Genomic DNA, 25690 nt, shown 5'->3' with positions numbered 1-25690 from the left:
CCTGCTCCACCCTCGCCTGCGATAACAATAAATAGGGAAAGCCCATGCAACCTGTGCTCTTCAGAACCCTGTCCCTCGGCGTCGCCATTGCCGCCGCATCCTCCTCGGCCTTCGCCGCCACGCTCGACGGCGGCGCCGTCGCCGCGCCCGACGAGTACGGCGCCAAGGTCGCCGCGCAGATCCTCAAGGCCGGCGGCAACGCGGTGGACGCCGCGGTGGCCACCGCCTTCACCCTGGCGGTCACCTACCCCGAGGCCGGCAACATCGGCGGCGGCGGCTTCATGACCCTGTACATGGACGGCAAGCCGTACTTCCTCGACTACCGCGAGGTGGCGCCGAAGGCCGCGAGCAAGACCATGTACCTGGACGACAAGGGCGAGGTGATCGAGAACCTCAGCCTGGTCGGCGCCAAGGCCGCTGGCGTGCCGGGCACCGTGATGGGCCTCTGGGAAGCCCACAAGCGGTTCGGCAAGCTGCCCTGGAGCGAGCTGCTGACCCCGGCCATCGGCTACGCGCAAAAGGGCTTCAAGGTCGCCGACAAGCAGTTCCAGTACCGCCAGGACGCCGTCGCCCTGTTCAACGGCAAGACCAACTTCGGCGACTACTTCGGCCACATGAAGGCCGGCGAGGCGTTCCTCCAGCCGGACCTGGCGAAGACCCTGGAGCGTATCGCCGACAAGGGCCCGGACGAGTTCTACAAAGGCCATACCGCCGACCTGCTGGTGGCACAGATGCAGCAGGACAAGGGACTGATCACCCACCAGGACCTCGCCGACTACAAGGTCAGGTGGCGCGAACCGATGCGCGTCGACTGGCAGGGCAACACGCTCTATACCGCGCCGCTGCCAAGCTCCGGCGGGATCGCCCTGGCCCAGTTGCTGGGCATCAAGGAAAACCGTGCCGCCGACTTCAAGGGCGTCGAGCTGAACTCCGCGCGCTACATCCACCTGCTGGCGGAGATCGAGAAACGCGTGTTCGCCGACCGCGCCGACTACCTCGGCGACCCGGACTTCTCCAAGGTCCCGGTGGCGCGCCTGACCGATCCGGCATACCTGAAGCAGCGTGCCGCCGAGGTCAATCCGACGGCGATCTCGCCGACCGAGAAGGTCCGTCCCGGCCTGGAACCGCACCAGACCACGCACTTCTCCATCGTCGACGCCGACGGCAACGCGGTGAGCAACACCTACACCCTCAACTGGGACTTCGGCAGCGGCGTGGTGGTCAAGGGCGCCGGCTTCCTGCTCAACGACGAGATGGACGACTTCAGCGCCAAACCGGGCGTGGCCAACGCCTTCGGCGTGGTCGGCAGCGACGCCAACGCCATCGAGCCGGGCAAGCGCATGCTCTCCTCGATGAGCCCGAGCATCGTCACCCGCGACGGCAAGGTCAGCCTGGTGGTCGGCACTCCCGGCGGCTCGCGGATCTTCACCTCGATCTTCCAGGTGCTGAACAACATCTACGACTTCCACCTGCCGCTGGAGAAGGCCGTGGCCGCGCAGCGCGTGCACCACCAGTTGCTGCCCAAGGACACGATCTACTACGACGCCTACGCGCCGCTCGCCGGCAAGGTCGCCGAGGAGCTGAAGGCGATGGGCTACACCCTGGAGGACCAGGGCTGGAACATGGGCGATATCCAGGCCATCCGCGTCGACGGCAAGGCCCTGGAGACCGCCTCCGATCCCCGTGGCCGCGGCGTCGGCCTGGTGGTGAAACCCTGACAGGACGGCGGGCGGCCGACGCCGCCCGCGCCTGATTGCGTGCAACGACGATAACCCTACCAACCTACCGACACGAGATATCGCCATGAAGCCATTGCTCCACGCGTTCGCCCCCGGTGTTATGGCCCTGATGCTCCTGCTGCCGCAGGCCGCCCAGGCCAAGGAAGTCGCACCGCAACAGAAACTGTCCAACGTGGTCATCCTGGCCACCGGCGGTACCATCGCCGGCGCCGGCGCCAGCGCCGCCAACAGCGCCACCTACACCGCCGCCAAGGTGCCGGTCGACCAACTGCTGGCCAGCGTGCCGCAGCTCAAGGACATCGCCAACGTCCGCGGCCAACAGGTGTTCCAGATCGCCTCGGAAAGCTTCACCAACGAGAACCTGCTGGAACTGGGCAAGACCGTCGCCAAGCTGGCCGATAGCGACGACGTCGACGGCATCGTGATCACCCACGGTACCGACACCCTGGAAGAGACCGCCTACTTCCTGACCCTGGTCGAGCACACCGAGAAGCCTATCGTGGTGGTCGGCTCGATGCGCCCGGGCACCGCGATGTCCGCCGACGGCATGCTCAACCTGTACAACGCCGTGGCGGTGGCCGGCGACAAGTCGGCACGCGGCAAGGGCGTGCTGATCACCATGAACGACGAGATCCTCTCCGGCCGCGACGCGAGCAAGATGGTCAACATCAAGACCGAAGCGTTCAAGAGCCCGTGGGGCCCGCTGGGCATGGTGGTCGAGGGCAAGAGCTACTGGTTCCGCGCACCGGTGAAGCGGCACACGGTGAACTCCGAGTTCGACATCAAGCAGATCTCCGCGCTGGCTCCGGTGGAAATCGCCTACAGCTACGGCAACGTCAGCGACACCGCCTACAAGGCCCTGGCCCAGGCCGGCGCCAAGGCGATCATCCATGCCGGCACCGGCAACGGCTCGGTGCCCGCGCGCGTGGTGCCGACCCTGCAGGAACTGCGCAAGCAGGGCGTGCAGATCATCCGCTCCTCGCACGTCAATGCCGGCGGCTTCGTCCTGCGCAACGCCGAGCAGCCGGACGACAAGAACGACTGGATCGTCGCCCACGACCTGAACCCGCAGAAGGCGCGCATCCTGGCCGCGGTCGCGATGACCAAGACCCAGGACAGCAAGGAGCTGCAACGGATCTTCTGGGAATACTGAGTGACCCCTTCCGGCGCCGCCTGCCGGCCGTGCCGGAAAACCGCCCGCTCCGCCGCCCATCGTGGCGGCGGGCTGGCCTAGCCGCGACTACTGTGATGGAATCCCCCGACCCGCCCTGCAGCGTACCTCCGTCACTGACCGTGAAGCCCCGCCTCGTCCGCCAGTTGCTGCTCCCCATTCCCCTGCTCCTGCTGATGCTCGGCTTCGGCTACGGCGGCTACCGGATCAGCGAGAGCGCCGGCATCCGTGCCCTCGCCGAGAATGGCGAACGCCAGCTGGAGCTGCATGCGCGGACGGTCGAGAGCGAGATCAGCAAGTACACCTACCTGCCCAGCCTGCTGGAGCTGGAGCGCAGCGTCAGTCACCTGCTCACCGACCCGACGCCATACCGGCGCAACCAGGTCAACGCCTACCTCGAAGGCCTCAACCGCCGCGCCGGCAGCCGCGCGGTGTACCTGCTGGACACCAACGGCCGGGTCCTGGCCACCAGCAACTGGAGCGACCCGGACAGCTACCTCGGCGAGGACCTGTCGTTCCGCGCCTACTGGCAGGACGCGATGAAGGGCAAGCCGGGCCGCTTCTACGGCATCGGCAGCACCCGCGGCGAGCCGGGCTACTACCTGGCCCACGGCCTGGTCCACGGCGGCCGGATCATCGGCGTGGCGGTGGTCAAGGTGAAGATGGACGCCCTCGAGGAACGCTGGGAGAAGGCGCGCCTGGAAGCCTTCGTCAGCGACGAGAACGGCATCATCATCCTCTCCAGCAACCCCGCCCTGCGCCTGAAGGCGGTGCGCTCCCTGAGCGCCGACGACAAGGAGCGCCTGGCGCGCAGCATGCAGTACTACTGGTGGGCGCTGAACGAGTGGCAACCGCTGCAGCGCGAGCCGCTGGCCGCCGGTGTGGAGAAGCTCAGCTTCCCCGCCGATGAGCAGCATCCGCGCGGCGAAGCGGTCACCTACCTGGCGCAGACCCGCGCGCTGAACGACACACCGTGGAACCTGACCCTGCTCAGCCCGCTGGAAGACCTGCGCCGCGACGCGGTACGCAACGGCATGCTGGCCGCCATCGGTTTCGCCCTCCTGGCATTCCTGCTGATCGCCTGGAACGAGCGGCGCAAGGTACTCGCCACCCGCCTCGCCGCGCGCGAGGCGCTGCAACGGGCCAACGGCGAGCTGGAAGTGAAGATCGCCGAACGTACCGCCGACCTGCAGGCCAGCAACGCACGCCTGACCGCCGAGATCCACGAGCGCCAGCAGGCCGAGGACACCCTGCGCAAGGCCCAGGACGAACTGGTCCAGGCCGGCAAGCTGGCGGTGATCGGGCAGATGTCCACCAGCATCGCCCACGAACTCAACCAACCGCTGGCGGCGCTGCGTACGCTGTCCGGCAACACCGTGCGCTTCCTCCAGCGCGGCAAGCTGGAGACCGCCAGCACCAACCTCGCCACCATCAACGAACTGGTCGACCGCATGGGCCGCATCACCGCCAGCCTGCGTGCCTTCGCCCGGCGCAGCGACGACGCCGGCCAGGCCAGCCTGGCCAAGGCGGTGGACGCGGCGCTGCTGATCCTGCACGGGCGCCTGGAGCAGGACCCGCCGACCCTGCACCGGCATTTCGACGACGTGCGCCTGGGCATCGACCAGACCCGCCTGGAACAGATCCTGGTCAACCTGCTGGCCAACGCCCTCGACGCCATGAGCGGGCAGGCCGACCGCCAGCTCTGGCTGGAAGGCCGGCGCGAGGAGGAGCGCTACGTCCTGCGCGTGCGCGACAACGGCCCCGGTATCCCGCCGGCGGCGCGCGTCCACCTGTTCGAACCCTTCTTCACCACCAAGCCCGGCGAACATGGCCTGGGCCTCGGCCTGACCCTCTCGGCCAGCCTGGCCACCGCCGCCGGCGGCAGCCTCAGCGTGCAGCACCCCGAAAGCGGCGGAACCGCCTTCGAGCTGAGCCTGTCCCTGGTTCCCGATTCCCCGACTGCGAGTCCCGCCCGATGAACGAGCCGCTTTCCGTCCTGATCGTCGAAGACGATCCGCATGTCTTGCTCGGCTGCCAGCAGGCGCTGGAGCTGGAGGACATCCCCTGCATCGGCGTCGGCAGCGCCGAGGAGGCGCTGCAACGGGTCGACCGCGACTTCGCCGGCATCGTCGTCAGCGACATCCGCCTGCCCGGCATCGACGGCCTGACCCTGCTGGAGCGTCTCAAGGCCCTCGACCCGAGCCTGCCGGTGGTGCTGATCACCGGTCACGGCGACATCTCCATGGCGGTACAGGCGATGCACGCCGGCGCCTACGACTTCATGGAGAAGCCCTTCTCTCCGGAACGCCTGGTCGAGGTCGCCCGCCGCGCCCTGGAGCAGCGCGGGCTGGCCCGCGAGGTCAGCGCGCTGCGTCGCCAGTTGGCCAGCCGCCAGGACCTGGCGCAACGGATCATCGGCCGCTCGCCGGCGATCCAGGCGTTGCGCGAGCTGATCGCCAACGTCGGCGACACCTCGGCCAACGTGCTGATCCTCGGCGAGACCGGCACCGGCAAGGAGCTGGTGGCGCGTTGCCTCCACGACTATAGCCGGCGCCACCAGCATGCCTTCGTCGCGCTGAACTGCGGCGGCCTGCCGGAGAACCTGTTCGACAGCGAGATATTCGGCCACGAGGCGCACGCCTTCACCGGTGCCAACAAGCGGCGGATCGGCAAGATCGAGCATGCCAACGGCGGCACGCTGTTCCTCGACGAGATCGAGAGCATGCCGGTCAACCTGCAGATCAAGCTGCTGCGGGTGTTGCAGGAACACACCCTGGAACGCCTCGGCTCGAACCAGTCGATCCCGGTGGACTGCCGGGTGATCGCGGCGACCAAGGCAGACCTCGCCGCCATGGGCAAGAGCGGCCAGTTCCGCAGCGACCTCTACTACCGGCTCAACGTGGTGAGCCTGGAACTGCCGGCGCTGCGCGACCGCCGCGAGGACATCCTGCTGCTCTTCGAACACTTCCTCCAGCAGTCCTCGCTGCGCTTCGACCGCCCCGCGCCGGAACTCGACCGTGCCACCGTGGCCAGCCTGATGGCCCACGACTGGCCGGGCAATGTACGCGAACTGCGCAACGTCGCCGAACGCTTCGCCCTCGGCCTGCCGGTGTTCAACAAGGGCGGCCAGGCCGTACAGACCGGCGGCCCGCGCTTCGCCGAAGCGGTGGAGGCATTCGAGAAGGCCCTGCTCGGCGACGCCCTGGCCCGCCACCACGGCAACCTGACCCAGGCCAGCCAGGACCTGGGCATGGCCAAGACCACGCTGTTCGACAAGGTGAAGAAGTACGGCCTGCAATAGGCCGGAGCGCCCTCTTCGCCCTGCCCGCCTGGCGCAGGGCGCGATGCTTCATCCGACATTTCTCACCCGCCTGCGATTCCGCTCGGCGGATAACGCCGGGGGCGTTATTCGCCCTACCCGCCTGACGCAGCGCGTCATAGGCCATTCCTCCTCCCTCGGTGCGCCCTACCCGCCGGTGTGGGGAACGCGCTATCCGGGCATTCATGAATTGAACTCAAGTGTCATTTTCCCCGGCAGCGGTTTTTCGCACGAATCGTTCCGCCAATAATGCGCCCACCTTCTTCCAGTACGCCGCGCCGCGGCCGGCCTCACGAGCGAGATCGCCATCATGCTGTTCAGCCCCTATGCCCTTGGCCACCTGACCCTCCCCAATCGCATCGTCATGCCGCCGATGACCCGTTCCCGCGCCGCCAGTGGCGAAGTCGCCACCGCGCTGATGGCCGAGTACTACAGCCAGCGCGCCGGCGCCGGCCTGATTGTTTCCGAAGGCACCCAGATCAGCCGGCAGGGCCAGGGCTACGCCTGGACACCGGGCATCCACAGCGCCGAGCAGGTCGCCGGCTGGCGCCAGGTCACCGACGCGGTGCACGCCGCCGGCGGGCGCATCTTCGCCCAGCTCTGGCACGTCGGCAGGGTCTCGCACACCTCGCTGCAACCGGGCAACGCCGCCCCGGTGTCCTCCTCGGCGCTGGTGGCCGAAGGCGTGAAGGTCTTCGTCGATCCCCAGGGCCGCGGAGCGCAGGCCGGCGGCGGCGAGATGGTCCAGCACTCGGCGCCGCGCGCACTGGCCGTGGAGGAAATCCGGGAGATCGTCGCCGACTATGCCCAGGCCGCACGCAACGCCCTCGACGCCGGCTTCGACGGGGTCGAACTGCACGGCGCCAACGGCTACCTGATCAACCAGTTCATCGACTCCCAGGCCAATGCGCGCAACGACCAATACGGCGGCTCGCTGGAGAACCGCCTGCGCTTCCTCCGCGAAGTCGCCGAGGCGGTCACCGCGGTGGTCGGCAGGGAGCGCATCGGCGTGCGCCTGGCGCCGCTGACCACCCTGCAGGGCGCGGTCGACGACACCCCGCAAGCCACCTACCTGGCCGCGGCGCGGCTACTGGACGAGATCGGCGTGGCCTACATCCACATCGCCGAGGCCGACTGGGAAGACGCCCCGGCCATGCCGGCGGCGTTCAAGGAAGCGTTGCGCATCGTCTACCGTGGCAGCCTGATCTACTCCGGCATGTACACCAAGGCGCGCGCCGAGGAAGCCCTGGCCAGGGGCTGGGCCGACCTGATCGGCTTCGGCCGGCCGTTCATCGCCAACCCTGACCTGCCCTACCGCCTGGAGCACGACCTGGCGCTGGCCGACGGCGACCGCTCGACCTACTTCGGTGGCGGCGCCGCCGGCTACACCGACTACCCGAGCCTGCCGCAGGCGGCCGGTTGAAACCCCTAGCCGACCGGACCGCGAGCGCGCGGCCGGTTGGCGAAACATGCCGCCACAACCTCGCCTTTGGTCGACTAGAACCCACGGCTGGCGGGACCTAGACTCAATTCGCCAGATATTCATTATTAATAGGCCTGATTTCCTGGACAGGGGGGACCACCGATAGCATCGAGGAACATTTCGAGGAATCCGCCATGAGCAAGTCCCTGATCGTCTCCCTGGCCGCCAGCCTGGTCGTCCTGACCGGTTGCGCCAACCCGCCGCGCAGCGTCGAACGCCCCTACAGCGACGCCGAAATCAAGTCCTACGCCCTCGACAGCCTGGAACGCAGCGACCTCTCGCCGAAGCGCCTCGACCAGTACCGCAGCGTGCTCGGCACGCCGCACCGGCAGACCCTGTAGCGCCTTCAGACGGGGCGCCGCCAGACGCTCGCTAGCCAGGGCTGCTGCTCGCGCGGCAGGCCCGGCGGCCGGTAGTAGTGCTCCAGCTCGACGAAACCGGCTTCCTCCAGCAGGCGTTTCCAGGCCGGGTAATCGTGGTAGGCACCGTAGCGTTGGCCATTCCAGCCCTCGCGGTTGTCGCCGCGCGGGTTGGAGCTGAACAGCACGCCGCCCGGCCGCAGCGCTTCGAAGAGTTCGCCGAGCACCCGCGGCAAGGCGCTGCCGGGCACATGGAACAGGCTGGCGTTGGCGAAGATGCCGTCGAAGTGCCCGGCCGGCAGTCGCAGCGCCAGGAAATTCTGTTGCCATACCTCGCAACCGCTGTCGGCCCTGGCCATCTCGACGAAGCGCGGCGTGCCTTCGAGTCCCACCGGCTGGTGGCCGAGGCGGCGGAAGGTGGCCAGGTCGCGCCCGGGACCGCAGCCGAAATCGAGGATCCGGTACGGCGGCGACCCGTCGATATGGCGCAGCAGCGCCTCGACGTTCTGGCTCACGTCATGGCCGCGGGTGCCCTCGCGGAAGCCTTCGGCGTTGCGCTGGTAGTCGGCCAGGGTGGTGGCGGTGATCGCGTCGAAATCCTCGGTGCTCATGTCTGCTCGCAGTGGCGGGGTTCCGCCCAGTCTAGCGCCGGCACGGGTTTCGCCTAAGGTTTTGTAATAGTTTCCCGCTGTGGCGAGGGCCCGCGACACAGTAGGATCGACTTCCCTTTGACTCTCAATGGCCATCATGACCACCCTTTCGGAGCCCCCCAGTCGTCCTTCCGGACAACCCTCCCCGCTTCGCCTTCGCCACCTGCGTCCGCCCCTCGACGCCGAATCCCTCGCCTCGTCCCCCTCCGTCACCGCCGGCTGCCGCAGCCGCGCCGTGCAGCGTCGCGCCAGCGCGACGGCCAGCCGGACCGGGAGGTAAGCGCACATGGAATGGATAGCTGACCCGACTGCCTGGCTCGGCCTGGCGACCCTGATCGTGCTGGAGATCGTCCTCGGCATCGACAACCTGGTGTTCATCGCGATCCTCGCCGACAAGCTGCCGCCGCACCTGCGCGACCGCGCCCGGGTCCTCGGCCTGTCGCTGGCGCTGCTGATGCGCCTGGGCCTGCTGGCGAGCATCTCGTGGATGGTGACCCTCACCGAGCCGCTGTTCGAGGTATTCGGCAAGAGCTTCTCCGGCCGCGACCTGATCATGCTGTTCGGTGGCGTGTTCCTGCTGTTCAAGGCCACCATGGAGCTGCACGAACGCCTCGAAGGCCATGTCGCCCAGCACGCCGGCAACAAGACCTACGCGCTGTTCTGGCCGATCGTCGCGCAGATCGTGGTGCTCGACGCGGTGTTCTCGCTCGACGCGGTGATCACCGCGGTGGGCATGGTCGAGCACCTGGAAGTGATGATGATCGCGGTGATCGTCTCCATCGGCCTGATGATCGTCGCCAGCAAGCCGCTGACCCGCTTCGTCAATCGTCACCCGACGGTGATCATGCTGTGCCTGGGCTTCCTGATGATGATCGGCTTCAGCCTGACCGCCGAGGGCCTGGGCTTCCATATCCCGAAAGGCTACCTGTACGCGGCCATCGGCTTCTCGATCCTCATCGAGGTGTTCAACCAGGTCGCCCGCAAGCGCCGCAAGAAGAGCCTGCAGGGCCACCGCCCGCTGCGCGCGCGTACCGCCCATGCGGTGCTGCGCCTGCTCGGCGGCCAGCGCCTGGAGGCCGACGAGGTCGGCGAGGAAGTCGCCGACCTGTTCGAGGAGGGCGACGACCAGGTGGTCTTCGACCGCCGCGAGCGGGTGATGATCAGCGGCGTGCTGCAATTGGCCGAGAAGCCCATCCGCAGCCTGATGACGGTACGCGCCGAGGTCGACTGCATCGACCTCGACAGCGGCCGCGAGGCGATCCGCGCGGCGCTGCTCGAATCGTCCTACTCGCGCCTGCCGCTGGTGCGCGACGGGCGCGTCGAGGAGCCGCTGGGCTACGTGCACAAGAAGGAACTGCTCAAGGAGCTGCTCGCCGGCGCCCAGCCGGACCTGGAAAGCCTGGCCCGCCAGCCGCTCAACCTGTTGCAGGACTGCTCGATCCTCAACGCCCTGGAGCAGATGCGCGAGGCCTCGACCCACGTGGCCTTCGTGGTCAACGAGTTCGGCGAATTCATCGGCCTGCTGACCCTGACCGACATTCTCGAATCCATCGCCGGCGAGCTGCCCGACGCCAGCGAGATCGACGGTCCGGACGTGGTCGAGGAGAACGACGGCTACCTGGTCAGCGGTGCCATGAACCTCAGCCAGGTGCGTCGACGCGTGGGGTTCGACGCGCGCGCCACGGAGGACTACCAGACCCTCGCCGGGCTGGTGATGAGCCTGCTCGACCGCCTGCCGGTGATCGGCGACCGCCTGCAGTGGCAGGACTGGGAACTGCGGGTGGTGGAAGTGGAAGAACGCCGGGTGACCCGGGTCCTGCTGCGCAGGGGCTGAGCGAAGCGGCGGCCGCCGATCCGGCCGCCGCCCTCCCCGGCGCAGCGGCAGACCGCTACAGGCGGCGCTGCCAGGCCTGCGCCTGCTCGTCCTTGACCACCTCGACGAAAGCTTCCGGCAACAGGGTGCGGAACGGTCCTTCGTCGGCCTCGGCCAGCTCGACCATCCGCGCGATCATTTCCTCCGGATCGTACTGCTCGAAGGGAAAGCGCACGCCGCTGTGGTCGGTGAAGTGGCGCTGCGGGTCGTACCAGCGTTTCCAGGTTTCCATCATGCGATCGTTGAAGCCGGTCTGGTACGGGCCGGGATTGATGGTGCCAACCTGGATGCCGAACGGCTTCAGTTCGGCATGCAGGGCCTCGGCGAAGGCCTCCAGGGCATGCTTGGAGGCGCAGTAGGGGCCGGTATAGGGTCCGGTGATCAGGCCGGCGATGGACGACACGAAGAGCACCTTGCCGCCACGCTTCTGCTCGACCATGCGCCGGACGAAACCCTGGGTCAGTTCCAGGTTGGCGAACACGTTGGTCTCGAACAGCGCGCGCACCAGTTCCAGCGGGATCTCCGCGCTGGCCCCGGCCTCGGCGCTGCCGGCGTTGTTCAGCAGCACGTCGATATCCCATTCCCAGGCGCGTTCGCGATCGGCGGCGACGGTGATGTCGAGGGTTTCCACCCGCAGCGGGACGCCACGTCGCCCGGCCTCTTCGCGCAGGTCGGCGGCCTGCCCGGCGCCGCGCACGCCGGCGATCGTCCGATGGCCGCGGGCGGCCAGGCGCAACGCCACTTCCCGACCGAAGCCGCTGCCGGCCCCGGTCACCAGGATTCGCTTCTGTTTCATCTCGATTACCTCTGGATTGTTGCCATGGCCACGGCGGCCTCGGCGATGGATTGGTCCTGGGCCGCGCTGGCGCCGGAGACGCCGACGCCACCCAGGCAGGAACCGCCGGCATCGCCCAGCGGCATGCCGCCGGCGAAGCAGGCCAGCCCGCCGTTGCTCTGCTCGATGCTCCACAACGGCTGGCCCGGCCCGGCGAGTCGGCCCAGCTCGCCGCTGGGCAGGCGGAACAGCGCGGCGCTGCGCGCCTTGCGCTGGGCCAGGTCGATGGCACCGGGAACGCTATCGTCCATCCGTACGAACGCCAGCAGGTTGGCATGGGCGTCGACCACCGCGACGCAGACCGCCAGGCGCTGCCGCTGCGCTTCGGCAATGGCCGCCGCGATGCAGCGTTGGGCATGTTGCAGAGACAGGTGGGTAGACATGGCCGGCGTCCTCATCGAGTGCTTGCGGGCCAGTCTAGAAAGGTCGAAGCTTTAACAGAACCGGCCTTCTCCTACGTAGACTTTCAAGTTTTTCTAACAATGAATCGACGCGATCCCCTCGCCGGCCTGCATGTCTTCAGGCAGGTCGCCGACACCGGCAGCTTCACCCGCGCCGCCGCCCTGCTCGGGGTGACGCCGGCAGCGGTGAGCCAGGCGATCAACCAACTGGAAGCCGAGCTGCGTCTCAAGCTGTTCCACCGCACCACCCGCGGGGTCAGCCTGAGCGAGGCCGGGCAGCGCTACCACGAACAGACCGAACAGCCCTACCGCGACCTGGTGCGCGCCCGCGAAGCGCTCGGCGAAAGCCTCGCGGAACCCTCCGGGCAGCTGCGCATCAGCGCCCTGCACCTGGCGAAGAACCTGGTGATCGCACCGATGCTCAACGAGTTCGTGCGACGCTACCCGAAGGTACAACTGGAGATCCGCTACGAGGACCAGTTGGTGGATATCGTCAGGGAACGACTGGATGCCGGCATCCGCCTGGCCGACGCCCTGCAGCCGGGCATGGTCGGGGTGCAACTGACAGCGCCGCTGGCGTGCCTGCTGGTGGCCACTCCGGCCTACCTCGCCGAGTACGGTACGCCGGCCAGCGTCGCCGACCTCGATGGGCATGCCGCCGTGCGCTTCCGTTTCCCGCGCAGCGGCCGCCTGCACAAGTGGCGCTTGCGGGAAGACGGGCGGGAACTGGAAGTGGACCTGCCGGCACGCTTCGTCAGCACCGACACCGAGGCGATCATCGAGGCGGCCCGCGCCGGCGCAGGGATCGCCCAGGCATTCATCCGCGAGCGGGTCGCCGCGGACCTCGCCGCCGGGCGCCTGGTGGAAGTGCTGCCTGGCAGTTGCCTGCCGCTGCCGCCGATGTGGCTGTATTACCTGAACCGCCGCCACGTACCGGCCAAGCTGCGCGCCTTCATCGAACTGCTACGCGAGTGGCGGCAGCCGGCCTGAACCTCAGCGGCCCTTGCCGGCCGGCCCCGGCCGGCTCAGCAGGAGGTCGTCCGGTCCGTCGATCTCGATGAAGCGACCGCTTTCCAGCGCCTCCTCCAGCGGCGTGCCGGCGAGCACGTCGGCCTTGCGCAGGGCGCTGGAGAAACGCAGGTCGGCGCTGGCCTCGACCTTCGCCAACGGCACCTGGTAGGTCTTGAACGCACCGTAGCGGAAGCCTTCGCTGGGCATCATCCCTTCCTGCCCCAGCAGGTAGGCGGACACTCCCAGTTCGCCGCTGTCGGCGTCGATCATCGCCACCACCTTCCAGAACTCCAGCGGCACCTGCACGCCCTGGTAGAGCGGATCGTCGTCGCGGAACACCGGGCCGGTGAACACCGAGATGCGGAAGCCCTCGCTCCTGGCGTTCTGCAGCACGTAGTCCTCCAGCGACAGCCAGCTGCGCTGGTTGAGCTGCGCCACCTGGGGCACCGCGTTGGTGTAGACGAAGGTGTCGTCCTCAGCCTGCCGGGCGACGGCATCGCTGTCGCCCCAGCCGGGATCCTCGCGACGCACCATGTGGCCCTTGTCGAACGAAGCCGGGCCGTAGAAGTCCTTGTGTCCGACCTGCGCGGCCGCCTCGATGCGCGGGTCGAAGCCCCAGGAATCCTTGCGCTTGAGCGAACGCTTGAGCGCGCCGTCGATATTCACCGCGGTGAGGATCGGCAAGCGCCGGCTGGCGCTCATCACCACCGAGAAATGCAGATAGTCCAGGCGCGTGCCCTTGCCCACCGGCAGCACCTGGTGGCTCTTGCCCGGCTTGGGCAAGGCCGCCTTCGGCCCGAGGAAGGCCTCGTCGAAACCCTTGCGCTCGGCCAGGTCGGCGACGCTGCGCTGCTTTTCCTGGAAGCGCGGCACGCCGCGCTTCAGCTCCGCCCCGGCCACCGGCACCCAGGCGCGACGCGCCAGCAGGCTGCGGATCACGCTGGCCTTCACCGCATAGTTGGTCTTGCGGAACTGGCCGCCGAAGTGCAGGCCGACCACCTCGCCGCCGTCGATCGAAAGCACCGCCGAGCCGGAATTGCCGCCCAGGGTCGAGCAGTCGTGGGTCAGGTACCAGGCGTCATGGGGCAATCCCACGACTTCGCCGGGAGCGAAGCGCTTGACGTCGTAGATGTTGCCGAAGATATCTTCCATCGCCCCGGCGTCGTTGCGGCTGTCGCGCGCCGGATAGCCGACCACCGCCACCGCCTGGCGCGGCTCGGCATCCTGGCGCGCGAGGACCAGCGGCGGCGGCAGCAGGTCGCCCTTCACTACCTGGAGGATCGCCATGTCCGGCGCCTCGGAGACGTCCGGGGCGATCCACAGGACCCGCGCGATCACATGCTCGTCGCTTTCCGGCTGGCGGTATTCCTCGCGGAAGTCCACGCGGGTGCGCACCTGCTTGCCGGCCTGGTTGAGACGGAAGCGGAACAGGCTGCCCTGGCGCTCGGCGAACAGGCTGGCGACATGCCGGTTGGTGACGATCAGGTCGTCCTCGATGCGCCAGCCGGTACCGCACCAGTCCATGCTGTCGTGGTCGATCAGTTCCAGCCGACCGACCGAGCGGATCGGCGTGGCCAGCGCGGCGCGATGCTTCTTCAGGCGCTGCTCCAGGCCGGCCAGCGGCGCTTCGTCGAAGATACCGTTCTTCACCAGCAGCACCGGCCGGCTCTTGAGCAGGACGATCGCCTCGCTGAAGCGCCGCGAGTCGAAGAACGAGGCGTCGGATTCCGGCGACACGCTCTTGCCCAGGTGGTCGGCGATCTGCTCGCGGCTGGCGTTGTACGCCGGCACGTTGCTCCACTCACCGCGGGCGGCGAGGTGGGCGAGTTCCTCGCGGGTGCCCTTTTCCTTCAGTACCGAGCAGACCCGCAGTTCTTCCGGCGTGGCCCGCCGGGGGTTGCGCTTGCGCATGGCCATGTCCCTCGCTGGGCGGATATCCCTGGCAGGAGTCTAGCCGAGGGACATGACAGGGCCATGTCCCGCTGGCGCACCGCCGCGCAGCTCAACCGGCGAACAGCCGGTAGGCCGGGTTGTGGGTTTCCTCCCAGTACGGATAGCCGATGGCTTGCAACGCCGCCTCCAGCTCGCCGCGCTCCTCGTCCGGCACCTGCAATCCGGCCAGCACCCGACCGTCGGCGGCGCCGTGGTTGCGGTAGTGGAACAGGCTGATGTTCCAGCGCGAGCCGAGCTTGTCGAGGAAGTTCAGCAAGGCCCCGGGGCGTTCGGGAAACTCGAAGCGGAACAGCCGCTCGCGGCGCACCTCGGTACCGTGGCCGCCGACCATGTGGCGGATGTGCAGCTTGGCCATCTCGTTGTCGGTCAGGTCGAGTACCGGGAAGCCCTGCTCGCGCAGGCCGGCGAGCAGGTCGGCGCGGCTGTCGGTGAGCGGATGGGTCTGCACGCCGACGAACAGGTGGGCCTGGCGGTCGCTGTGGTAGCGGTAGTTGAACTCGGTGATCTGGCGCCGGCCCAGCGCCGCGCAGAAGGCCTTGAAGCTGCCCGGCCGCTCGGCCACGGTGACGGCGATGATCGCTTCGCGCTGTTCGCCCAGTTCGGCGCGCTCGGCAACGTGGCGCAGGCGGTCGAAGTTGATGTTGGCACCGGAGTCGATGGCCACCAGGGTCTGCCCCTCGGTGCGTTCGCGGGCCACGTACTTCTTGATCCCCGCTACGGCCAGGGCGCCGGCCGGCTCGGTGATCGAACGGGTGTCGTCGTAGATGTCCTTGATCGCCGCGCAGATTTCGTCGCTGCCGACGGTGATCACCTCGTCGACATGGTCCTTGCAGACCTCGAAGTTGCAAGCGCCGATCTGCGCCACCGCCACCCCGTCGGCGAACAGCCCGACCTGGCCCAGCACCACCCGTTCGCCGGCGGCCAGCGCCGCCTGCAGGCAGTTGGAATCCTCCGGCTCGACGCCGATCACGCGAATATCCGGACGCAGGTGCTTGACGTAGGCGGCGATCCCGGCGATCAGGCTGCCGCCGCCGACCGGCACGAAGATCGCGTCGAGGCGGCCGCTGTGCTGGCGGAGGATCTCCATCGCCACCGTGCCCTGTCCGGCGATCACGTCCGGATCGTCGTAGGGTGGGACGAAGGTCATGCCTTCGCGCTCGGCCAGTTGCAGGGCATGGGCCAGCGCATCGGGGAAGGCGTCGCCGTGCAGCAACGCCTCGCCGCCGCGTGCCAGCACGCCCTTGACCTTGAGTTCGGGAGTGGTGCGCGGCATCACGATCACCGCCCGCACGCCCAGGCGCTGCGCCGCCAGGGCCAGGCCCTGGGCATGGTTGCCGGCGGAGGCGGTGATCACCCCGCGGGCCTTCTGCTCGTCGCTCAGGCGCGCGACACGGGTGTAGGCGCCGCGGATCTTGAAGGAGAACACCGGCTGCAGGTCCTCGCGCTTGAGCAGCACCCGGTTGCCCAGGCGCTGGGACAACTGCGGCGCGACCTGCAAGGGGGTTTCCACGGCGACGTCGTACACCGGCGCGGCCAGGATGCTTTCCACGTAGCCGGCCAGCAGGGGTTTGCTTGCGCTGAGGGTCGAGGCGCTCATCGGCTGGCCTCCGCGCTCGCCGCCACCGAGGCCAGCAGGTCGGTGCCGTAGGAGTTGTCCACCGCGCAGCGCCACTGGCCATCGGCCTCCTGGCGGAACACGTAGGTGGCCCGACGTTGCAGGCGTCCGGCCTTCGACTCGATCACCGCCTCGGCCATGACCAGCGCCGTATCTCCCGCCTCGATCACCCGCAGGTCGTGCTGGCGCACTCGCAGGCTGTGCTCGAAGTGCCGGGCGATGGCGTCGAACGCCTGGCGGATCTGCGCCTTGCCGCAGGCGTTGAGGCCCGGCTTGACCACCAGGGTGGCGTCGTCGCAATAGAAATCCATCAGGGCATCGAACTGCCCGGCATTGATCAGGGCGTCGGCCCGGCCAACGAGGTTCTGGAGGGTCTGGTGCTGCATGCTGTTCTCCCGGTTCGGTGGTTTTGGCCCAGGAGACAGAACGAAGAACCCGCCTCGAGGGCGGGTTCGGAGTGGACGCTGGCTAACCCGCCATAGCTGGAATGGCGGTAATAATGCTGCGGCGGGTAAGCAGGGTCGCGAAGGTCATGGGTATCGAAACTACGGCGCAGGCCCGTTGGCTGTCAAGCGGTCCGGCCGCGCCGGCAGGAAAAAGCCCCTGCCGCGATGGCAGGGGCTTGCCGTTTTGGCCGAACACCGCCGGAGGTCAGCGGGTCAGCAGCACCTTCTGCGGCTGCGAGCCGCTCACGGTGACCAGCTTGGTGACGGTGCCGCCCTCGGTGATGGTCTTGCCATCGCTCTGGGCGCTCCAAGTCAGCTCGCTGGAAATGTAGTAGGTGCCGTTGGGGATGTGGTCGAAGTCGAAGCGACCGTTCTGGTCGGTGGTCGCCTCGCGCACGTAGGTGGCGCGTCGCGGGTCGAGCACCGGCGGTTGCACGTCGGGATCGCGCTTGGCGGCATCGAGGTTGCCGAACTTCGCGTAGTAGGCCTTCATGTAGCTGGTCGCAGGCTCCAGGGTGACCTTGGTGTTGGTCCCCTTCTGGATCGCACCCGACGCACTGGTCAGGTACAGGTCGCCGTTGATCACGCCCTCGCCCACCTGCTGGGTCGCCGCGTATTCATGCTCCGGGAAATCCGGCAGGTCGTTGGGGTTGGAGGCGCAGGCCGCCAGGGCCGCGGTCATGGCCAGGAGGCCGAGGTTCTTCTTGATCGAAAGCATGGGCAATTCCTTTTTTCAAGCGAAGGTAACGAGTCCGTTGTGCGGCACCGACCGCGTGCTCAGGAGCGACGCCCGAGCAGGAAGCCGGCGAGCAGGCCCACCGCGGTGGTGATGGCCACGGTCTGCCAGGGATTGGCGCCGATATAGCTTTCCGTCGCATCCACCGCGTGGCGGCTGCGTTCGGCCACGGCGCTACCGCCCTTGCCGAGGGCATCGTTGGCCTTCTCCAGCAGCGCGCCGATCCGCGCACGGGCGCTATCGGCCTTGTCGCCGGCGAAGGCGGCGCTGTCGGCGAGCATGCTGTTGGCTTCGGAGAGCAGTTCCTGCAGCTCGCTGTAGCTCTGGTGCTGGATCTGCTCGAGGTTGTCTTTCACTGCGTTCTTGCGTGCCATCGAAGAGGCTCCCTGAAAAATGACTTGCAAAGGAGTTGATAGGCGCCGCAGTGAAAAAGTTCAGAGGAAATCGCCGGGAAGAACCGACGCCCAGGCAGTGGGCGCCGGCTTCCGTGGCCTGCCTGCCGTCAGAACGCGTAGATCGCCGAAAGAATCGCCGTGCGACCGTCGCCGTACTCGATGGCCGAGGAGCGCGACTGGTTGCCGTACACCTGGCGCACCCGCTCGACGTAGGCCTTGTCGAACAGGTTGTCGAGGTTGAGTTGCAGTTTCAGGTCGCGCGTCGCCTGGTAGCCGAGCATCATGTTGTGCACCCAGTAGGCATCCAGCTTGCCGTTGTCCACCGAGGTGACGTTGCGCTGGCTGACGTAGCGTGCGCCATAGCCCAGGGTCACGCCCTCGGGCAGTTCGTAGGTGCTCCAGAGGCTCAACGAGCGCGGCGGGGTATTGCCCAGGGCCTGTCCCTCACGCTGCGGGTTGCTGGATTTCAGGGTTTCGCTGTCGAGGTAGGTGTAGGTGGCGAAGAGGTCCCAGTGCTCGTTCAGCTTGCCGCTGGCGCTCAGCTCCAGGCCACGCACGCGCTGTTCGCCGGCAAGCACGTAGCTGCCGTCGGCCAGGCGTTCGCGAGCGTCCTCCTTCTTCACCTGGAACAGCGCCGCGTCCAGCTCCAGGCGCCGTCCGAGGAACTCCCACTTGGTGCCCAGCTCGTAGGTGCTGTTCTTCTCCGGCGCCAGGCCTCCGGTCGCCTCGGTCACGCCCGAGCCGGTGGTGACCAGGTGTTCCGCCGAGGGGTTGAAGGAGGTGCCGTAGGAGAAGTACACCCGCCCGTTCTCCAGCGGCTTGAATACCAGCCCCGCCCGTGTGCTCAGCTTGCCGTCGGAACTGTCGGCGCGCACCGTCGGCTTGCCTGAGGGCGTGCTCCGCGAGGTGCCGTCGATCCAGTCGTAGCGCAGGCCCAGGCTGAGGTCCCAGCGCTCGTCCAGGGCGATGGTGTCGAAGGCGTACAGCGCCTTGACCTCCAGTTCGGTCCGGTTGCGCGCGCTGTCGCGCTTGTCGGTGGGGCCGTTCCAGTAGCCCGGCGGGTTGTGCAGGTCGAAGCCGTTGGCCGGGTAGAACTTGCCCAGGTTGTAGGAGTAGGTGGTGCGGTCGTAGGTCTCGCGGGACAGCTCGAAGCCGCCGATCAGCGTATGCGCCAGGCCGAAGGTATCGAAGCGGCCGGTGAGGTTGGTCTGGTTGATCCACATCCGCGTCTTCGAATCGCGCCCGTAGGCTTGCGGTCCCGCCGGCAGGTAGCGACCCGGCGGCAGGCCCTTCTGGTTGACGTGGGAGGCGGAGATCACCGTGTCCCGATGCAGGTGGGAATAGCGGATGAGGTTCTGCAACTGGAAGTCGTCGCTGAAATCGTGTTCGAGCTTGAGGGTGGCGACGTCGTTGTCGATCCGTTCCTCGTCCAGGTTGCGCCAGCCGAAATAATCGTGGCGGCTGACGCCGTCCAGCTTGCGCCCGTTCAGCGCCGGCACGCCATAGTCGGGAAGGTTGTCGTCGCGCTGGTGGAAGTAGCTCAGGGTCAGGCGGGTCGGGGTGTCCAGGCCGAAGGTCAGGGATGGCGCGATGCCCCAGCGCTGCTTGTCGATCTGTTCGCGCCCGGCGACGTCGTTGTGGTGGGCCATGAGGTTGAGGCGGAAGGCGGTCGATTCGCCAAGCCCTTCCAGCGGCTGGTTGGTGTCCAGGGTCAGGCGCCGGTAGCGGTCCGTGCCCAGCCCGGCGCCCAGGTGGGTGAAGGCTTCGGCCTTGGGCTGCTTGCTGACCATGTTGATGCTGCCGCCGCTGGTGCCGGCGCCGCCGAACACCGAGTTCGGTCCCTTGATCACTTCCACCGCCTCCAGGTTGAACAGGTCGCTGCGGCTGGTCTGGGCGCTGTCGCGCAGCCCGTCCACCTGCATGTTGGCGTTGGCGCTGAAGCCGCGGATGTTGATGCTGTCGCCGGAACCGCCGCCGCCCTCGCCGGCGTTGAAGGTGATGCCGGAGACGTTGGACAGCACCTGGCGCAGGCTCAGGGCGTTCTGCTCCTGGATCACCTTTTGCGGCACCACCGTGACGGTCTGCGGGGTATCCAGCAGCGGCACGGCGTACTTGGCCGAGGCCGAGCGTTCGACCCTGGACGAGGCCTGCTCGCCGGTGACCGTGTCGGCTCCCAGTTCCAGGGGATCGTCCTTGCGCGCCGCGTCCTCGGCCAGGGCCGGCGAGGAGCAGGCGGCCATCAACAGCATCAGCGGCGCCAGCGGGCGTTTGGTGGGCAAGGGGGACGGCTCGTTGCGACGATCCATGAAGTACTCCATCTTGGTTATTGAGAATCATTGGCATTTGATTGATGGAGGGTTTTTTTCACAAGCCGGACAGCTCCGAAAAAGCTCCCGGAAAAATCTGATAACCAACGGCAGAGTCCCGGAACAGAGGGCTCGCCGCGCGGCCCTTCTGCCAGGCGGCGTCCGCATCCCTGCCATCGCGCAGACAAAAAAAAGCCCCGCCAATCGACCGGCGGGGCTTTCCCTAAAGCGTGTCGCCTCAGAACAGCGAGGCGACCAGATGGGTGGCGGGCGCCACCTGGAAGTCGATGGACATCATCACGCTCAGCGCGGTGATGGCGACGATGGAGAAGGCGAACAGCTTGCGCGCCCAGACCCGGTCGTCGGCGGTCCAGTAGCCGGTCAGGGCGATGGCCAGCCACCACAGGCTCACCGCCACCGCCACCAGCAGGTAGCCGTAGCCGGCGTAGCCGCCCAGGCACAAGGCGAGGGTCGCCGCCATGAAGGCGAGGATGTAGAGCACGATGTGGATCTTGGTCACCGCGATGCCGCGCGCCACCGGCAGTACCGGGATGCCAGCCGCCTCGTAGTCCTTCAGGCGGAAGATGGCGATGGCATAGGAGTGCGGCATCTGCCACAGGCAGAAGATCGCCAGCAGCGAGGCGGCGCCGGCGTCGAACTGGCCGCTCACCGCGCAGTAGCCGACCACCGGCGGCATCGCCCCGGAGAGGCTGCCGACCAGCGTGCCGTACTGCGAACGACGCTTGAACCACAGGCTGTACAGGCCGACGTAGACGAAGTAGCCGAAGCCGGCCAGCGCGGTGGTCAGCGGGTTGGTCCGCCACCACAGCAGGCCGAAGCCGGCGACCCCGAGGACCAGGCCGTGGGCCAGGGCAGCCTTCAGCGAGATCTGCCCGGTCACGGTGACTCGCCCGCGGGTCCGCTCCATGTGCCGGTCGATGTCGCGGTCGATGCAGTTGTTCAGCACGCACCCACTGGCGACCACCAGCGACAGGCCGATGACCGTGGCCAGCAACAGCATCGGCTCGACGCTGCCGCGGGCGGCGAGGAAGTATCCCCCCGCCACCGCGATCAGGTTGCCGAAGATGATTCCCGGCTTGGCCACCAGGAGATAGCGTTTCAGCTTCACGTCATGGCCCTCAGGGCATCGGCATCATCAGCATGTCGGCGCTGAAGATGATCCACAGCGAGAGACCGACCACCAGCAGGATGACGATCACCGTGAAGATGAACGCCATCACGTTCCAGCGCCCTTCCGACGACATGTTCATGTGCAGGAAGCAGATCAGGTGCACCACCACCTGCACCAGGCCGAGGACGACCATGGTGAGGATGGTCGCGTGGCGCGAGAAGCCGCCGTCCATGACCATGTAGAACGGGATCGCGGTGAGGATCACCGAGAGCACGAAGCCGATCGCGTAGGAACCCAGGCTGCCGTGGCCGGCGCCGTGGTTGTCGTGTGCAGCGCTGCTCATTACAGGGCCCCCATCAGGTAGACGACGGTGAAGACGCAGATCCAGACGATGTCGAGGAAGTGCCAGAACAGGCTCAGGCACATCATCCGGGTGTTGTTCTGCGCGGTGAGGCCGCGGGTCCAGATCTGCGCCATCAGCACCAGCATCCACAGCAGACCGGCGCTGACGTGCAGGCCGTGCATGCCGACCAGGGTGAAGAAGGACGACAGGAAGGCGCTTCGGCTCGGGCCGAAACCTTCGGCGATCAGGTGGTGGAACTCGTTGATCTCCATCCCGATGAACGCGGCGCCGAGCAGGAAGGTGACCCCGAGCCAGGCGATCGCCTGGCCCTTGGCGCCCTTGTGCGCAGAGAGCATGGCCAGGCCGTAGGTGCAGCTGGAAACCAGCAGGATGGCGGTTTCCACCAGCACGTAGGGCAGCTCGAAGATGTCCTTGCCGCTGGGGCCGCCGGCGGTGTGGTGAACCAGCACCGCGTAGGTGGCGAAGACGCTGGCGAACAGCACGCAGTCGGTCATCAGGTAGAGCCAGAAACCGAATACGGTGTTGCCGCCGCTATCGTGTGCATGATCGTGGTCGTGGCCCACTTCGTGGGCGTCGGCCAGATGCTTGTTCAATACTGCCGTCGACATGGTTCAGACCTGCTTGGCGAGTTGCTGGAAACGGGCGCTTTCGATCTTCTCGATCTCTTCGGGCTGGACGTAGTAGTCGACGTCCTGGTTGTAGCTGCGCACGATGAAGGAGCCGATCATGCCGACGAAGCCGACCGCCATGAGCCACCAGATATGCCAGATGGCGGCGAAGCCGAAGACGAAGGCGAACACGGCGATGGAGAAGCCCGCGGCGGTGTTCTTCGGCATGTGGATCGGCTGGTAGGCCGGCAGCTTGCGGTAGGCGGTACCGGCCTTCTTCATGTCGTGGAAGGCATCCACGTCCTGTACCTTCGGCAGCTCGGCGAAGTTGTAGAACGGCGGCGGCGAGGAAGTGGCCCATTCCAGGGTGCGGCCTTCCCACGGGTCGCCATTGACGTCGGCCAGTTGCTTGCGGTTGCGGACCGAGACGAACAGCTGGATCAGTTGGCAGGCGATGCCGCAGAAGATCAGCACGGCGCCGAAGAACGCGACCACCAGGTAGGGCTTCCACAGCGGGTTGTCGTAGTGGTTCAGGCGACGGGTCATGCCCATGAAGCCGAGGATGTAGAGCGGCATGAAGGCCATGTAGAAGCCCACCAGCCAGCACCAGAAGGAACGCTTGCCCCACTTCTCGTCGAGGGTGAAGCCGAACGCTTTCGGGAACCAGAAGGCGAAGCCGGCCAGGTAGCCGAATACCGCGCCGCCGATGATGGTGTTGTGGAAGTGGGCGATCAGGAACAGGCTGTTGTGCAGCAGGAAGTCCGCGCCCGGGATGGCCAGCAGGACGCCGGTCATGCCGCCGATGGTGAAGGTCACCATGAAGCCCAGGGTCCACAGGATCGGCGTGCTGAAGCGCAGGCGGCCCTTGTAGATGGTGAACAGCCAGTTGAACAGCTTCACCCCGGTGGGGATCGAGATCAGCATGGTGGCCACGCCGAAGAAGCCGTTGACGTCACCGCCCGAACCCATGGTGAAGAAGTGGTGCAGCCACACGGTGAAGCCGAGGAAGGTGATCGCGGCGCTGGCCCAGACCATCGACTTGTAGCCGAACATGCGCTTGCCGGCGAAGGTCGCGGTGACCTCGGAGAAGATACCGAAGGCCGGCAGGATCAGGATGTACACCTCGGGATGGCCCCAGGCCCAGAAGAGGTTGATGTACATCATGGCGTTGCCGCCGAGCTCGTTGGTGAAGAAGTGCATGTCCAGGTAGCGGTCGAGCGACAGCAGGCCCAGCGCAGCAGTGAGGATCGGGAACGAGGCGACGATCAGGATGTTGGCGAAGGTGCAGGTCCAGGTGAAGATCGGCATCTGCATCAGCTTCATGCCCGGGGCACGCATCTTGAACACGGTGACCAGGAAGTTGATCCCCGTGAGCAACGTGCCCATCCCGGATATCTGTAGCGCCCAGATGTAGTAGTCCACCCCTACCCCGGGGCTATAGGCCAGCTCCGACAGCGGCGGATAGGCCACCCAGCCGGTACGGGCGAATTCGCCCAGGCCCAGCGACACGTTGACCAGCATGGCGCTGACCACGAGCAGCCAGAAGCTCAGCGAGTTGAGGAAGGGGAACGCCACGTCGCGCGCGCCGATCTGCAGCGGCACGGCCAGGTTCATCAGGCCGGTCATGAACGGCATGGCCATGAAGATGATCATGATCACGCCATGCGCGGTGAAGATCTGGTCGTAGTGCTCCGGCGGCAGGTAGCCGTGGTTGGCGCCTTCGGCCAGGGCCAACTGGCCGCGCATCATGATCGCGTCGGCGAAGCCGCGGACCAGCATGACCAGGGCGACGACGATGTACATCACGCCGATCTTCTTGTGGTCGACCGAGGTCAGCCACTCGGTCCACAGGTAGGTCCACTTGCGGTAGTAGGTGATCGCACCGACCACGCCGAGGCCCAGCAGGGCGACGACGGCCAGTGTGACCATGACGATGGGCTCGTGGTAAGGCACGGCCGAGAGTGTCAGTTTCCCGAACATCTGCGCTTACTCCTGGGTACTCGGTTGCATGTGCATGTCCTTCATGTCTTTCATGCCCTGCATGGCTTGCATGTCCATGTCCTGCATGTCGTGACCGGTCATGGCGGCTTCGTGCTCAGCCCCGGCGTGCTCGCCGTGCGCGGCACCCTTGGCGTCGCCGTGGTGCTCGTACTTGGTGAGGATGTGGCCAAACAGTTCCGGGCTGACCGAAGAGAAGTAGGTCGGCGGAACGTTCTCGCTCGGCTTGACCAGTTCCGGATAGGTGCCGATCGACAGGCTGGCCGGTGCCGCCTTGACCTTGGCGACCCAGTCCTGGAAGCCCTGCTCGGAGGTGGCGATGGCCTTGAAGCGCATGCCGGAGAAACCGCCGCCGCTGTAGTTCGCGGAGATACCGTCGAACACGCCTTCTTCGTTGGCGATCAGGTGCAGCTTGGTCATCATCCCGGCCATCGAGTAGATCTGGCTGCCCAGCTGCGGGATGAAGAACGAGTTCATCACCGAATCCGAGGTGATCTGGAAATTCACCGGGGTGTCTTTCGGGAAGGCGATCTCGTTGACCGTGGCGATACCCTGCTCCGGGTAGATGAACAACCACTTCCAGTCCAGCGAAACGGCCTGGATGGTGACCGGCTTGACCTCGGAGTCCAGCGGACGGTACGGGTCGAGCTTGTGGGTGCTTTCCCAGGTGATCCAGCCGAGGATCGCGATGATCACGCAGGGCACCAGCCAGACCACCGCCTCGATGCGGTTGGAGTGGTGCCAGTCCGGCTTGTACTCGGCCTGGGTGTTCGAGGCGCGGTACTTCCAGGCGAACGCCAGGGTCATCACGATCACCGGGATGACCACGATCAGCATCAGCAGGGTCGCGGTAATGATCAGGGTGCGCTCGTCCATGCCCACCTGCCCTTTCGGGTTGAACAGGGTCATGTCGCAGCCGCCGAGCAGCAGCGCGGGCGCCAGGGAAAGCCATTTCAATGCGGCAAACGGGTTTGCTTTGGTCATCTTCCGGCCTTAATCGATGGAAGGAGCGAGTGGTCGCTCATGGATGTCTCCTTGCAAGGCTTGTGGCGGAGACCGCTGGCTTCAGCCAGTTCCAGACATGCAGTCGCCGCCGGGGTACGGAACGGCCATTGCCCGGCCACGGGAGAAGGCAAGCGGATACCTTTCCCGATTCCGGTGGCGGACTCGTTCCACGCGCTGAGTCGTTCCTTGATGAACAGCGTTTTCGAAGCTGTGCCGGAAGAGGCCAAGGGCGGCCAAGGCACGTGCATGCCTGGGCGAGAAGGATTGCCCTTCCCGCCGGGTGATCAGGTC

General features: G+C 66.9%; 22 protein-coding genes. 8 read left to right on the top strand and 14 right to left on the bottom strand.

What is annotated here, in order from left to right:
• Positions 1 to 44: 44 nt before the first annotated feature.
• The 6 genes from ggt to FHW81_RS21515 all read left to right on the top strand — a co-directional run bounded on the left by ggt (position 45) and on the right by FHW81_RS21515 (position 8053).
• A complete protein-coding gene (gene ggt / locus FHW81_RS21540; protein ID WP_003086881.1) occupies positions 45 to 1718 on the top strand; it encodes a gamma-glutamyltransferase in 1674 nt (557 codons plus the stop codon).
• Positions 1719 to 1803: 85 nt separating this feature from the next.
• Complete coding sequence (locus FHW81_RS21535; RefSeq protein WP_003109247.1) at positions 1804 to 2892, top strand: asparaginase; 1089 nt, start codon at positions 1804 to 1806, stop codon at positions 2890 to 2892.
• 95 nt (positions 2893 to 2987) lie between these two features.
• Positions 2988 to 4889, top strand: a complete 1902-nt coding sequence (locus FHW81_RS21530) for a sensor histidine kinase (RefSeq protein ID WP_003115580.1) — start codon at positions 2988 to 2990, stop codon at positions 4887 to 4889.
• Positions 4886 to 6211: a sigma-54-dependent transcriptional regulator gene (locus FHW81_RS21525; protein WP_023120756.1), complete on the top strand. Its 1326-nt coding sequence runs from the start codon at positions 4886 to 4888 to the stop codon at positions 6209 to 6211. The genes FHW81_RS21530 and FHW81_RS21525 overlap by 4 nt, the downstream gene beginning before the upstream one ends.
• A gap of 328 nt (positions 6212 to 6539) precedes the next feature.
• On the top strand, positions 6540 to 7652 hold the full coding sequence (locus tag FHW81_RS21520; protein WP_003082755.1) for an alkene reductase: 1113 nt from the start codon (positions 6540 to 6542) through the stop codon (positions 7650 to 7652).
• A gap of 194 nt (positions 7653 to 7846) precedes the next feature.
• Positions 7847 to 8053, top strand: a complete 207-nt coding sequence (locus FHW81_RS21515; RefSeq protein WP_003082754.1) for a hypothetical protein — start codon at positions 7847 to 7849, stop codon at positions 8051 to 8053.
• Positions 8054 to 8058: 5 nt separating this feature from the next.
• Here FHW81_RS21515 and FHW81_RS21510 read toward each other — a convergent pair whose 3' ends face one another.
• The gene (locus tag FHW81_RS21510; protein WP_003449511.1) at positions 8059 to 8682 is read right to left on the bottom strand and encodes a class I SAM-dependent DNA methyltransferase; all 624 of its coding nucleotides are present in this window, start codon (positions 8680 to 8682) and stop codon (positions 8059 to 8061) included.
• Positions 8683 to 9007: 325 nt separating this feature from the next.
• Between FHW81_RS21510 and FHW81_RS21505 the strand changes: the two genes are divergently transcribed.
• The gene (locus FHW81_RS21505) at positions 9008 to 10555 is read left to right on the top strand and encodes a TerC family protein (protein WP_003082751.1); all 1548 of its coding nucleotides are present in this window, start codon (positions 9008 to 9010) and stop codon (positions 10553 to 10555) included.
• 55 nt (positions 10556 to 10610) lie between these two features.
• Here FHW81_RS21505 and FHW81_RS21500 read toward each other — a convergent pair whose 3' ends face one another.
• Together FHW81_RS21500 and FHW81_RS21495 are read right to left on the bottom strand one after the other, a co-directional pair.
• Positions 10611 to 11390: an SDR family oxidoreductase gene (locus tag FHW81_RS21500; protein ID WP_003109252.1), complete on the bottom strand. Its 780-nt coding sequence runs from the start codon at positions 11388 to 11390 to the stop codon at positions 10611 to 10613.
• A gap of 5 nt (positions 11391 to 11395) precedes the next feature.
• On the bottom strand, positions 11396 to 11827 hold the full coding sequence (locus tag FHW81_RS21495) for a GlcG/HbpS family heme-binding protein (protein WP_003082743.1): 432 nt from the start codon (positions 11825 to 11827) through the stop codon (positions 11396 to 11398).
• Positions 11828 to 11911: 84 nt separating this feature from the next.
• Between FHW81_RS21495 and FHW81_RS21490 the strand changes: the two genes are divergently transcribed.
• A complete protein-coding gene (locus tag FHW81_RS21490) occupies positions 11912 to 12820 on the top strand; it encodes a LysR family transcriptional regulator (RefSeq protein WP_003112374.1) in 909 nt (302 codons plus the stop codon).
• 3 nt (positions 12821 to 12823) lie between these two features.
• Here the strand turns inward: FHW81_RS21490 and FHW81_RS21485 are convergent, their stop codons facing one another.
• The 11 genes from FHW81_RS21485 to cyoA all read right to left on the bottom strand — a co-directional run bounded on the left by FHW81_RS21485 (position 12824) and on the right by cyoA (position 25378).
• Positions 12824 to 14752 (bottom strand): DNA/RNA non-specific endonuclease, encoded by a 1929-nt coding sequence (locus FHW81_RS21485; RefSeq protein WP_003116047.1) that lies wholly within the window; start codon positions 14750 to 14752, stop codon positions 12824 to 12826.
• Positions 14753 to 14843: 91 nt separating this feature from the next.
• On the bottom strand, positions 14844 to 16391 hold the full coding sequence (gene ilvA, locus FHW81_RS21480; protein ID WP_003082739.1) for a threonine ammonia-lyase, biosynthetic: 1548 nt from the start codon (positions 16389 to 16391) through the stop codon (positions 14844 to 14846).
• Complete coding sequence (locus FHW81_RS21475) at positions 16388 to 16795, bottom strand: YybH family protein (RefSeq protein ID WP_003082737.1); 408 nt, start codon at positions 16793 to 16795, stop codon at positions 16388 to 16390. The genes ilvA and FHW81_RS21475 overlap by 4 nt, the downstream gene beginning before the upstream one ends.
• 265 nt (positions 16796 to 17060) lie before the next feature.
• Positions 17061 to 17573: a hypothetical protein gene (locus FHW81_RS21470; protein ID WP_003123080.1), complete on the bottom strand. Its 513-nt coding sequence runs from the start codon at positions 17571 to 17573 to the stop codon at positions 17061 to 17063.
• A 59-nt stretch (positions 17574 to 17632) separates the two neighbouring features.
• On the bottom strand, positions 17633 to 17965 hold the full coding sequence (locus FHW81_RS21465) for a DUF883 family protein (RefSeq protein ID WP_003082731.1): 333 nt from the start codon (positions 17963 to 17965) through the stop codon (positions 17633 to 17635).
• Between the two features lie 128 nt (positions 17966 to 18093).
• A complete protein-coding gene (locus tag FHW81_RS21460; protein WP_003082728.1) occupies positions 18094 to 20292 on the bottom strand; it encodes a TonB-dependent receptor in 2199 nt (732 codons plus the stop codon).
• A 238-nt stretch (positions 20293 to 20530) separates the two neighbouring features.
• Entirely contained in the window at positions 20531 to 21421 is an 891-nt protein-coding gene (gene cyoE, locus FHW81_RS21455) for a heme o synthase (protein WP_003082726.1), read from the bottom strand.
• A gap of 10 nt (positions 21422 to 21431) precedes the next feature.
• Positions 21432 to 21767, bottom strand: a complete 336-nt coding sequence (cyoD, locus tag FHW81_RS21450) for a cytochrome o ubiquinol oxidase subunit IV (protein WP_003109258.1) — start codon at positions 21765 to 21767, stop codon at positions 21432 to 21434.
• The gene (gene cyoC, locus FHW81_RS21445; protein ID WP_003086858.1) at positions 21767 to 22396 is read right to left on the bottom strand and encodes a cytochrome o ubiquinol oxidase subunit III; all 630 of its coding nucleotides are present in this window, start codon (positions 22394 to 22396) and stop codon (positions 21767 to 21769) included. The genes cyoD and cyoC overlap by 1 nt, the downstream gene beginning before the upstream one ends.
• 3 nt (positions 22397 to 22399) lie before the next feature.
• Positions 22400 to 24376: a cytochrome o ubiquinol oxidase subunit I gene (gene cyoB, locus FHW81_RS21440; RefSeq protein WP_003082705.1), complete on the bottom strand. Its 1977-nt coding sequence runs from the start codon at positions 24374 to 24376 to the stop codon at positions 22400 to 22402.
• Between the two features lie 6 nt (positions 24377 to 24382).
• Positions 24383 to 25378, bottom strand: coding sequence for a ubiquinol oxidase subunit II (gene cyoA, locus FHW81_RS21435; protein WP_003082702.1), 996 nt, complete (start codon positions 25376 to 25378; stop codon positions 24383 to 24385).
• Positions 25379 to 25690 lie beyond the last annotated feature (312 nt).

Source organism: Pseudomonas sp. RC10-4-2, from assembly GCF_050433085.1.
Classification (GTDB): Bacteria; Pseudomonadota; Gammaproteobacteria; order Pseudomonadales; family Pseudomonadaceae; genus Pseudomonas; species Pseudomonas aeruginosa.
Note: the sequence above shows the minus strand (reverse complement) of the source record. Positions and strands in the feature narration are given on the sequence as shown.

Excerpts from the sequence above, each read along its gene's own strand:
- cyoC (WP_003086858.1), bottom strand. The coding sequence starts at position 22,396 with ATGTCGACGGCAGTATTGAACAAGCATCTGGCCGACGCCCACGAAGTG.
- FHW81_RS21500 (WP_003109252.1), bottom strand. The coding sequence starts at position 11,390 with ATGAAACAGAAGCGAATCCTGGTGACCGGGGCCGGCAGCGGCTTCGGT.
- FHW81_RS21475 (WP_003082737.1), bottom strand. The coding sequence starts at position 16,795 with ATGCAGCACCAGACCCTCCAGAACCTCGTTGGCCGGGCCGACGCCCTG.
- cyoA (WP_003082702.1), bottom strand. The coding sequence starts at position 25,378 with ATGACCAAAGCAAACCCGTTTGCCGCATTGAAATGGCTTTCCCTGGCG.
- FHW81_RS21510 (WP_003449511.1), bottom strand. The coding sequence starts at position 8,682 with ATGAGCACCGAGGATTTCGACGCGATCACCGCCACCACCCTGGCCGAC.
- FHW81_RS21470 (WP_003123080.1), bottom strand. The coding sequence starts at position 17,573 with ATGCTTTCGATCAAGAAGAACCTCGGCCTCCTGGCCATGACCGCGGCC.
- FHW81_RS21535 (WP_003109247.1), top strand. The coding sequence starts at position 1,804 with ATGAAGCCATTGCTCCACGCGTTCGCCCCCGGTGTTATGGCCCTGATG.
- FHW81_RS21490 (WP_003112374.1), top strand. The coding sequence starts at position 11,912 with ATGAATCGACGCGATCCCCTCGCCGGCCTGCATGTCTTCAGGCAGGTC.
- FHW81_RS21530 (WP_003115580.1), top strand. The coding sequence starts at position 2,988 with ATGGAATCCCCCGACCCGCCCTGCAGCGTACCTCCGTCACTGACCGTG.
- FHW81_RS21505 (WP_003082751.1), top strand. The coding sequence starts at position 9,008 with ATGGAATGGATAGCTGACCCGACTGCCTGGCTCGGCCTGGCGACCCTG.
- FHW81_RS21525 (WP_023120756.1), top strand. The coding sequence starts at position 4,886 with ATGAACGAGCCGCTTTCCGTCCTGATCGTCGAAGACGATCCGCATGTC.
- cyoB (WP_003082705.1), bottom strand. The coding sequence starts at position 24,376 with ATGTTCGGGAAACTGACACTCTCGGCCGTGCCTTACCACGAGCCCATC.
- FHW81_RS21465 (WP_003082731.1), bottom strand. The coding sequence starts at position 17,965 with ATGGCACGCAAGAACGCAGTGAAAGACAACCTCGAGCAGATCCAGCAC.
- FHW81_RS21460 (WP_003082728.1), bottom strand. The coding sequence starts at position 20,292 with ATGGATCGTCGCAACGAGCCGTCCCCCTTGCCCACCAAACGCCCGCTG.
- FHW81_RS21485 (WP_003116047.1), bottom strand. The coding sequence starts at position 14,752 with ATGCGCAAGCGCAACCCCCGGCGGGCCACGCCGGAAGAACTGCGGGTC.
- cyoD (WP_003109258.1), bottom strand. The coding sequence starts at position 21,767 with ATGAGCAGCGCTGCACACGACAACCACGGCGCCGGCCACGGCAGCCTG.
- FHW81_RS21520 (WP_003082755.1), top strand. The coding sequence starts at position 6,540 with ATGCTGTTCAGCCCCTATGCCCTTGGCCACCTGACCCTCCCCAATCGC.
- FHW81_RS21515 (WP_003082754.1), top strand. The coding sequence starts at position 7,847 with ATGAGCAAGTCCCTGATCGTCTCCCTGGCCGCCAGCCTGGTCGTCCTG.
- FHW81_RS21495 (WP_003082743.1), bottom strand. The coding sequence starts at position 11,827 with ATGAGGACGCCGGCCATGTCTACCCACCTGTCTCTGCAACATGCCCAA.
- ggt (WP_003086881.1), top strand. The coding sequence starts at position 45 with ATGCAACCTGTGCTCTTCAGAACCCTGTCCCTCGGCGTCGCCATTGCC.
- ilvA (WP_003082739.1), bottom strand. The coding sequence starts at position 16,391 with ATGAGCGCCTCGACCCTCAGCGCAAGCAAACCCCTGCTGGCCGGCTAC.